This window comes from Bacillus sp. CDB3 (assembly GCF_002081505.1).
Lineage (GTDB): Bacteria > Bacillota > Bacilli > Bacillales > Bacillaceae_G > Bacillus_A > Bacillus_A cereus_AT.
Map to the genome: position 1 here is coordinate 1 of NZ_ALBR01000013.1, position 9,812 is coordinate 9,812.

A 9,812-nucleotide genomic window follows, 5' to 3' on the forward strand; every position below is an offset into this window, starting at 1 on the left:
ATACAAGAAAAATAGTACTTTTAATAAACAAGACAAATAATTAAAATTAAAGAAGAAGTAAAAAATTAAACAGTTTCGGCCTACACGTTCGGCCTAAACTGTTTTATTTTTTTTGTATAAGTACGACTATACCATGGAACTGGTTCGCTTAATTTTTTTTCTTGTTTTAATGCTTCAGGACCAATATAATTTTGCAGTGTTTTTTTTGCTATTGTTAAAGATAAGGTTGTTTTCGGATTTCGATAGGAGGATTCAAGGTGACCAAGATGCGGTAGGGTGCGAAAATCATCTTTCGTAGGAGGGATATGGAAAAAATAATCACCTAAACGTATAAGAACATCGGATTGTTGTTGACTAAAACGTGGATTTCTAGAAAAATGTAATCCTTCTTTGATAGCCTTCTTTTCAGTAATTAAGCGTTCTAAAGCAGTCTTTTTTAACCAGTATAAGTACTTAGGGTTAGTTGCAGCTTTAGCATGACGATTCACAACGAAAATAGATTGAGCTAGTCTATTAATAGAATGTTGGTTATGTAATTGAGATTGTGGTTGTGAAGGTTTCATATTGAATCTCCTTTCAATTTTTCCTTATTATAGCATAAATAAAATGGGTTTTTATTATATGCAAAAAGTAATTGTATATATTTTCAATATTAAAGCAATATTGTTACAAAAAACAACTATTTTGTATAATAGTGATAGAACATGTTTCAGAAATTTGATAATGAAAGAGTGAGAAGTTTGAAAGAAATATTAAAACAACAATATGCCATTATAGACATTGGTTCTAATACAATGCGCTTAGTTATTTATGAAAAACAAAGCGGAGGTTTTTATAAAGAGATTGAAAATACGAAAGTGGTCGCTAGGTTAAGAAATTACTTAGTAGATGGTGTATTAAGCGAAGAAGGAATAGAAGTATTGTTACAAACATTATTTCAATTTCAAGAAAGTACACGATTTCATAAGTTGCATCATGTGCTATGTGTCGCAACGGCAACAATTAGACAGGCAGAGAATCAATATGAAATTAAAAAACTTGTTGAAGGACAAACAGATTTTACTCTTAGAGTTTTATCAGAATATGAAGAAGCGCGTTACGGTTATTTAGCAGTTATGAATTCTACTTCATTTTCAGAAGGAGTTACAGTTGATATTGGTGGGGGAAGCACAGAAGTTACATACTTCCGAAATAGAGAAATTTTAGAATATCATAGCTTTCCTTTTGGAGCACTTTCTTTAAAGCAACAATTTATTCAAGGTGATATTCCTACTACAGAAGAGTTAGAGAAAATTAAAAACTATTTATGGAATCAATTTCGAACGTTACCATGGTTAATCGATAAAAAATTACCCCTTATCGCAATTGGTGGAAGTGCGAGGAACTTGGTGAAAATCCATCAAAATTTAATTTGTTATCCTATAGCTGGATTACATTTATACAAAATGAAAGAAGAAGATATTCAACATGTAAAAGAGGAATTAAAAGAATTGTCGTTCATAGAGCTTCAAAAGTTAGAGGGGTTAGCAAAAGATCGAGCGGATACGATTATTCCAGCTATCGAAGTCTTTCATATACTTGTTAACGTTATAGAGGCACCGGCATTTGTATTGAGTAAAAAAGGATTAAGAGAAGGTGTTTTCTATGAAGAATTAACGAAAGATTTGGGGATTTCGTACTATCCAAACGTAGTAGAAGAAAGTTTACATCTATTATCATTTGAATACGAAATGGATATGGAATTTGTAATTCAACTTATTAAACAAGGAACATTGATTTGTAAACAACTTGAAGGAGTAGGACTTATTTCTATGTCGGAAAAAGACTGGGAAATATTCCATCAAGCGGCGAAAGTATTTAATATTGGGAAGTACATAGATGAAGAAGCGAGCCGTTTACATACGTTTTATTTGCTAGCGAATAAAACAATTGATGGTATGATGCATAAAGACCGAGTTAGATTAGCGCTTATTGCCTCGTACAAATCAAAAATGTTATTTAAACAACATTTAGCTCCATTTGAAGGTTGGTTTGAGAAAAGTGAACAAAAAAAATTCGGTTATTAGGAGCTGTTTTGCAATTTTCAGCTGCTTTAAATGTGAGACAAAGATCGCTTGTTGAAACGATATCTATAACAGAAAGTAAAGAAGGATTAACATTTAGAATTGTATGTGAGCAATCGGCGTTATCAGAAAAAGTGCAAGCTGAAAAGCAAAAAAAGCAGCTGGAAAGAGTATTGAAAACGAATATTAACTTATCATTTGAATCAAAACGTTAAGTTGTACGGATGTCTTTACAAAAAATTAACACTTTGGAATATAGTAATTTGATAAAATAAAAGTAACTAAATTATAGTGAAAAAGTTTCAAAGGGAAGTGTGAAGAGAATGGAATTGCTAAAGGGGAATTTAGTAAATTTAAATGATACAGCTTATTATAATAACCGTGAGTTGAGCTGGCTAGCTTTTAATGAACGTGTACTACAAGAAGCGCAAGATGAAAATAATCCACTTTTAGAAAGATTAAAGTTTATTAGTATTTTCAGTTCAAATTTAGATGAATTTTTTATGGTGCGTGTAGCAGGTTTGAAAGATCAAGTAAGTGCCGGATTTAATCAGCCAGAAAATAAAGCGGGTTTAACACCGAAGAAACAGTTAAATAAGATTGCGATAAAAGCTCATGAGTTAATGACTGTACAGTATGACACGTTTAAAGGTTATGTATTGCCAGCGCTTGAACTAGAGGGGATTGAGCGTCTAACATTCCATGATTTGACGAAAGAGCAGAGAGAATTTATAGAAGAATATTTTGATGAACAAATCTTTCCGGTATTAACTCCTGTAGCTATTGATGCGTATCGTCCATTTCCTATGTTATTAAATAAAAGCTTGAATTTAGCTACTATTTTATACGATGAGAAGCAGGCAGAGGAAGAAAATCGCACGAAGTTAGGAATTGTCCAAGTGCCTTCTTTGTTGGAGCGTTTCATATTTTTACCGAGTGAAGGGCAAAAACATAAATTTATTTTATTAGAAGATGTAATTAGTGGTTTTACTCATAAATTATTCACGGGATATAACGTATCACCCGTTACTCGTTTCCGTATTACACGTAATGCGGATCTAACAATCCATGAAGAAGGTGCACGCGATTTATTAAAAGTAATTGAAAAAGAATTGAAAAAGCGTAAGTGGGGAGCTGCCGTTCGTTTAGAAGTTGGTAAAGAACACATTGATGAAAGAGTGTTAGCGTTATTGTATGAAGTGTTGGAAGTAAAAGATGAAGATGTGTACATGATGGATGGACCGTTAGATTTAACATGTTTATTCTCCTTATATAAAAAACTAGCGCCTTTATATGAACATCTAGTATATCCGGCTCTTATTCCTCAACCTCCTCAAGATTTAGGTGATGAGGAAGATGTATTTGAAAAAGCGATAGAACATGATATTTTATTACACCATCCCTTTGAGTCGTTTCAGCCAGTCGTTGATTTTGTCCGTGATGCGGCAGATGACTCGAATGTACTTGCAATCAAACAAACATTATATCGTGTAAGTGGAGATTCTCCGATTATTCAGGCGCTAAAGGTAGCGGCTGAAAAAGGGAAACAAGTGACGGTATTGGTTGAGTTAAAGGCGAGGTTTGATGAAGAGAATAATGTTCATTGGGCTAAAGAATTGGAACAGGCCGGATGTCACGTTATTTACGGAGTAAGTCACTTGAAAACGCATAGTAAAATTACGTTAGTTGTAAGAAGAAGAAACGGAAAAATTGAAAGGTTTGTACATCTTGGAACCGGAAATTATAATGATGCAACAGCGAAGTTATATACCGATTTTGGATATATTACATCGCGAAAAGACTTTGGTATAGATGCAACAAATTTCTTTAATTATTTGAGTGGCTATACAACGAAACCGCATTTTCATCATTTATCTGTTGCACCATTTGATATAAGAGAGCAATTTATGGATTTAATAGATGAGGAAATCCGTTACCATAGACAATATGGAAATGGATATATTATCGCTAAGATGAATTCGTTAACAGATAAACCGTTAATAAAAAAAATGTATGAAGCATCGCAAGCTGGGGTAAGGGTAGAGCTCATCGTTAGAGGGACATGTTGTTTAAGACCTGGGATTCCAAATGTAAGTGAAAATATTCGTGTAGTTAGTGTTGTGGGAAGATATTTAGAACATAGTCGTATTTATTATTTCCATCATAATGGAGATGAGAAAATATACTTATCTTCAGCTGATTTGATGACACGAAATATGGAAAAACGAGTAGAAATATCTTTCCCAATTTTAGATATTGAAATGAAAGCGAGAATAAAGGCAATTTTACAGCTTACTTTAGCTGATAATGTGAAAACACGTGAACAAAATAAAGATGGTGACTATTATTATATTATTAATAGTGGTGCAGAAGAAATTGATAGCCAAGTGAGTTTATTTAAGATGGCTTATCAAAATACAGATGCTGAATAGTGGGAATATAGTAAAAACCTCTTAGTGCAATTAAGAGGTTTTTACTTTTTTTCTCTACTCATATGTTCCTAAAATTGAAGAATGAGTAGAGAGAATAGTTTTTATTATAAGCGTGTGATGAGTCGGTTCCTTGATAGAATAAGATTTGGAAGAATAGTTTTTTTAATTAGTAATAGTATGGTTGCTGACAAGGCCCTCCGTAGCAAGGAAAGGGTGCTGGTGGTGGGAAAGGTGGTGGATAAGGCGGATAAAACGGTCTAGGGCCGAAAGCTAATGCTCCACCGAGTAATCCTCCAGCAATTCCGGCTAGAAATGGAACACCGAAAAATGGAAAGAAGCGTGAGTCGCCTGCTGGGCCAATAGGTGCTGAACGAACTGGGATTGGTTGATAATATGGATACATGAACAAACCTCCTTTATTGGACTCATTTTTATCATATGGTAGACCAAGCGTGGATGAGCGAGTACAAGAAAGGATAAGTAAGAAAATAGGCGAATTGTTACGAATGTTGTAGGGTGAAGAGTGTAATTTCGGGTTTTGACATAAAGCGGAATGGGACACGTGTTCTTCCAATACCTCGATTGACATAGAGAGTCAAATCCTGAATGTTATAGAAACCTTCAATATATTGTTTTGCAAGCGACGGGGTAATAATAGCACCTAAAAAAGGAATTTGTACTTGTCCGCCATGGCTATGACCAGAAAGTTGAAGGTTGATTGGATATGTAGCGATTTGTGGCGCGATATCTGGTTCGTGAATGAGAACAATTGTATAAATATTTTGTTTTGCGTGCTGTAAAGTTTCCGCTATTTTTGGTTTACCTAGTAGTACATCATCGAGCCCGAAAATGGAAATTTCACTATTATCCAGTAAACGAATTCGCTTTTCACTATTTTGTAAAAGTTCAAATCCCGATTCACGCATGATGTGATCATAGTATTCAGTTCCATATCCGCCATGGTCGTGGTTACCATAAATGGAAAATTTGCCAAAGGGTGCTTGTATATTCTTTAAAATGGATGCCACAAAAGGAGCCTCGGTATATGTTTGATAATCATCAATGAGGTCACCAGTAAAAAGGACGATATCTGGCTTTTCAGCATTGATTTTGGAAACGATTTGAGATAAATGTTGGAGAGAGAAATAGTATCCCAGGTGTAAATCGCTAAATTGAAGAATCTTCATACCATGAAAACCTTTTGGTATGAGTTGTGATGTAAGTGTGTGTTGGGTAAAAGAAAGTAAATAGGGTTCTATATATTTAGCATAGTAATAGCCGATGCTAGCGGTGATAAATGAATATAGACAAGTGCGTATTCCAGCTTTTAAAAAAGTTCTTCTTGTAATTTTTTTCATATACAGGTTACTTGAATCTCCTTTCAGTTTTTTAAAAATATATTTTGGATATTAAAAAAGTAGTATAGATTACGAAAAAATGAACGGAAAGAAACCTCTTTACGTTAAAATATCAGAAAATATTAAAAATATAAAGATTTCTGTTAAATAAAATGATAAAATGAATGTGTATTCATTTTTTGGAGGGGATGTATGTGAAAGAGAAGGTAGTTATTATAACAGGTGGATCAAGTGGAATGGGAAAAGGAATGGCGATTCGTTTTGCGAAAGAAGGGGCACGAGTTGTTATTACAGGACGTACAAAAGAAAAACTAGAAGAAACAAAGCTAGAAATTGAACAGTTTCCGGGGCAAGTATTGCCTGTACAAATGGATGTACGAAATACTGATGATATCCAAAAGATGATTGAGCATATTGATGAGAAGTTTGGACGAATTGATATTTTAATAAATAATGCAGCTGGAAACTTTATTTGTCCAGCAGAGGACTTATCTGTGAATGGCTGGAATTCGGTAATTAACATTGTATTAAATGGTACATTTTATTGTAGCCAGGCTGTCGGAAAATATTGGATTGAAAAAGGTATAAAAGGAAATATCATTAACATGGTGGCAACATATGCATGGGATGCAGGGCCAGGGGTTATTCATTCAGCAGCAGCTAAAGCTGGTGTATTAGCAATGACTAAAACGCTTGCTGTTGAGTGGGGACGTAAATATGGGATACGAGTTAATGCTATCGCACCAGGACCGATTGAACGTACGGGTGGTGCCGATAAATTATGGATTTCAGAAGAAATGGCTAAGCGTACAATACAGAGTGTCCCACTTGGTAGATTGGGGACACCAGAAGAAATCGCAGGTCTAGCTTATTATTTATGTTCAGACGAAGCTGCATACATAAATGGAACTTGTATGACAATGGATGGTGGCCAGCATTTGCACCAATATCCATTTTAAAAGGGATGAAAAATGAATGATTTATTCATTTTTCTCCGGTAAAATGTGACGGAATTGTGACACCTGAGAGAAAGGTGTTTACAAAGGGGAATATATACGGTATATTTAAGACCTCTTTTTTCTTCATAGTAGAATTGCTAATTCCCCTTAGCATTTTACCCCTCTAATCCCTTCAGGAAAACTGAAGGGATTTTTTATTATTTTTCCGTAAATATCGTGTTATAATTTTTGAAAAGTAAAGGGAGGGAAGCACGTTGATAGATGCATTAGATGTAATGAGTAACTTGGATAAAGTCCTTCCTTATTATCAAGCTATTTTTAGTGCTGATGAGCATACAGTAATTGGATATGAAGTTGTAGGACGTATTCAAACAGAAGAGGGCATACAAAGTTTAGCATCTTTCTTCCATGATGATTCTATTCCGAGTGAGTTCCAACTGGAAGCAGATAATATCATAGTAGAAAAAGCGTTAAATAGGTATTTAGAAACAGATCAAAAATTATTATTATTTATACATCGGAATGCTAATGTATTAATGAATGATGAAGATGAAAGTTTACTTCAACTTTTATTGATGTATGAAAAACAAGGTTTAAATTTGAACCACATTGTTTTAGAGATTACAGAACATGAATGTAAAGAAGATATCGAGCAATTTAATCATTTGCTGATGTATTATCGTACATATGGTATTCAAATTTCGATTAATAAAGTTGGAACGGGTACAAGTAATTTAGAACGTATTAGCGTGTTAGCACCGGATATTTTAAAAGTAGATTTAACAAACCTAAGGCAAACTGCACTTTTACAATCTTATCAAGATATTTTATATTCCTTATCTTTACTTGCTAGAAGAATTGGTGCGACATTGTTATATGAAGAGATTGATGCTTTTTATCAACTACAATATGCTTGGAAAAACGGTGGTAGATATTATCAAGGTAATTATTTAAAAGAATGTTTACCGGATTTTATTGAAACGAATGTTTTAAAAGAGCGACTTGGTAATGAATGTCATCAATTTATTCTGCATGAGAAGAAGAAGTTGCAAAAAATTTATAATTTAACAGAGATGTTACGTGATCGAATTGGTGATGTTCTGTCAAAACAAAAAAAGAATGAAGATATAAATGACTGGTTATTACAATTTAGCCAAAGTGTATCACAATGTAGTTTTCGGATATTTATTTGTAATGAAGATGGTTTCCAGCAATCAGGTAATGTTATGAAAAAAGATGGGGAATGGATTGTGATGCCGGAGTATTATATGAAAAACTGGAGTTGGCGTCCGTATTTTCTTGAGAATATCATGAAAATGCGTTTTGAAAATAAGGCGCGACTTTCAGATTTATATGCCGATATTGAAACTGGTGAAATGGTACGAACATTTTCTTTCCCGATTGATGATGAAAACTTTTTATTTATAGATTTATCTTATGAATATTTATATGAAGAAGACGTTTTATTTTAATGCACGAAGAGATTCGTGCATTTTTTTGTTTGTTTTTATCATAAATTGGTAATAGTGAAAATAATAATGAAAATGCTGTCTATCGTTGTAAAGATTTTACGAACGAAATCATCCCTGTCTTTGCATAATCATTGTTACAATGAATACTACAAAGACAAGCTCTTTTAAAAGGAAGGTGAAAAAATGAGGAAATATGGAATATGGTTTGTTCTATTTATATGTGTTGCCTTTCTAGTTGGCTATAGTGTCACAACTGTTTTAGGGAAAGAAGAAGTGAAAGTGGATCGGAAAGAAGTGTTTACAACGATACAAAAAGGTTATGAGACGCAATTTTCAATTCGAGGGAAGCAGATACCAATGAATAAGATGATAGAGACGTTATCACCATATTTTACAAATAATTTCCTTCAAGTTTTTACAGATGAAAACAGTAGAAATGAAAAACAAAGTGGTGAGTATTTACTTCCAGCAAAAGAAGCTCCGTTTTCCTTTAATTCAGAAACAAAAATGTCATATGATGAGGAACATAAAAATTTATATGTCTATGAACGGGCAAAAAGTGGACAATATCAAATTGTGACATTACAAAAGGATAATGGGAAATGGAAATTAGCAGGGTATCATGAAAGTCAGGAACTTTTGACTGAAATAAAAAGGTTACAACAATTATGAGAATAGGAATAGGTTTCTCCCTATTCCTATTCTATACCAAGTAGCTGTTGTAATTTTTCAATTTGAAAACCTGCGACAACTTCTCCGTCAATTACAACTGTTGGAGTTGAATAGGAGTCATAGTCATATAAAAGACGATTGCGTGCAGCGGCGTCTTTTTTTACGTCAAATTCTTCATACGCAACGTCATTATGTTTTAAAAATTCTTTCACAATGGTACAAGGCGGACAATCAGGCTGTGTATAAACCTCAATTTTTTTCATTGTAATTCCTCCCTTTTTCTGTGTTTTATTATATTCTGTCAGTATAAAAAGAGCAATAAAGAAGGAAAAAGATATTCTTTCTTCTTTTTCCTTCGTATTTCGACAAATTTTAGTTGAGTTTCTGGCCAAGAACCTTTATCCTAGAGTGTGGAACATTTTTTCTGTTATGACGGATAGAATGAGTATAGCTGTAAAACCTATTGGTAGGAAGATCAGAGAAAGGAGAGATTTCATGTCTCTACTCCAAGGAATTTTAACTCGACTTGTTAGTCTACAAGAACAAGCTGAAAGCGGTGAAGTAGCACAACGCTATTTTGAAGTGAACGGTGAGCGCAAATGTAGCGTGAAATTTTTCGATAAAAGTGAAATGTATGAGTTAGAAGTGTATCAACAAGGTGAAAAACCTCAAGTGTATCAATTCGACAACATCGACATGGTTGCAATTGAGATTTACGACATCATTTCTTGATACATATAAAAAAAGGTCTGCACTTGTCGTGTACCGTTTTACGTTTACGTTTATTTAATTTAATTAAGTACGTATACTACGTAGTAGGTAAGGTACGGTCGAACGTACAACAAAACGAAAACGT

The 9,812-nt window shown here is 33.7% G+C and carries 9 protein-coding genes and 1 pseudogene; 6 read left to right on the top strand and 4 right to left on the bottom strand.

The window, feature by feature from the left end; all coding sequences use genetic code 11:
- Positions 1-80: 80 nt before the first annotated feature.
- A complete protein-coding gene (locus tag CDB3_RS04215; protein WP_128853580.1) occupies positions 81-563 on the bottom strand; it encodes a YkyB family protein in 483 nt (160 codons plus the stop codon).
- A gap of 141 nt (positions 564-704) precedes the next feature.
- Here CDB3_RS04215 and CDB3_RS04220 point away from each other — a divergent pair.
- Both CDB3_RS04220 and CDB3_RS04225 read left to right on the top strand, forming a co-directional pair.
- A pseudogene (locus CDB3_RS04220) lies at positions 705-2,278 on the top strand (Ppx/GppA phosphatase family protein).
- Between the two features lie 108 nt (positions 2,279-2,386).
- Positions 2,387-4,495 (top strand): polyphosphate kinase, encoded by a 2,109-nt coding sequence (locus CDB3_RS04225; RefSeq protein ID WP_128853581.1) that lies wholly within the window; start codon positions 2,387-2,389, stop codon positions 4,493-4,495.
- Positions 4,496-4,661: 166 nt separating this feature from the next.
- Here the strand turns inward: CDB3_RS04225 and CDB3_RS04230 are convergent, their stop codons facing one another.
- Together CDB3_RS04230 and CDB3_RS04235 are read right to left on the bottom strand one after the other, a co-directional pair.
- Positions 4,662-4,898: a hypothetical protein gene (locus tag CDB3_RS04230; protein WP_000283735.1), complete on the bottom strand. Its 237-nt coding sequence runs from the start codon at positions 4,896-4,898 to the stop codon at positions 4,662-4,664.
- A gap of 97 nt (positions 4,899-4,995) precedes the next feature.
- On the bottom strand, positions 4,996-5,853 hold the full coding sequence (locus CDB3_RS04235) for a metallophosphoesterase (protein ID WP_128853582.1): 858 nt from the start codon (positions 5,851-5,853) through the stop codon (positions 4,996-4,998).
- Positions 5,854-6,047: 194 nt separating this feature from the next.
- On the opposite strand from CDB3_RS04235, the gene fadH reads away from it, so the two are divergent.
- The 3 genes from fadH (at position 6,048) to CDB3_RS04250 (ending at position 8,956) form a co-directional block, all read left to right on the top strand.
- Complete coding sequence (fadH, locus tag CDB3_RS04240; protein WP_097830865.1) at positions 6,048-6,812, top strand: 2,4-dienoyl-CoA reductase; 765 nt, start codon at positions 6,048-6,050, stop codon at positions 6,810-6,812.
- Between the two features lie 254 nt (positions 6,813-7,066).
- Positions 7,067-8,284, top strand: a complete 1,218-nt coding sequence (locus tag CDB3_RS04245) for an EAL domain-containing protein (RefSeq protein WP_000564312.1) — start codon at positions 7,067-7,069, stop codon at positions 8,282-8,284.
- 183 nt (positions 8,285-8,467) lie between these two features.
- Complete coding sequence (locus CDB3_RS04250; protein ID WP_097830866.1) at positions 8,468-8,956, top strand: DUF3993 domain-containing protein; 489 nt, start codon at positions 8,468-8,470, stop codon at positions 8,954-8,956.
- 26 nt (positions 8,957-8,982) lie between these two features.
- Here CDB3_RS04250 and CDB3_RS04255 read toward each other — a convergent pair whose 3' ends face one another.
- Positions 8,983-9,219 carry a glutaredoxin family protein gene (locus CDB3_RS04255; protein ID WP_097830867.1) on the bottom strand — a complete coding sequence of 79 codons (237 nt, stop codon included), beginning with the start codon at positions 9,217-9,219 and terminating at the stop codon, positions 8,983-8,985.
- 232 nt (positions 9,220-9,451) lie between these two features.
- On the opposite strand from CDB3_RS04255, the gene CDB3_RS04260 reads away from it, so the two are divergent.
- Complete coding sequence (locus CDB3_RS04260; RefSeq protein WP_000055151.1) at positions 9,452-9,688, top strand: YkuJ family protein; 237 nt, start codon at positions 9,452-9,454, stop codon at positions 9,686-9,688.
- The last annotated feature ends 124 nt before the right edge of the window (positions 9,689-9,812 follow it).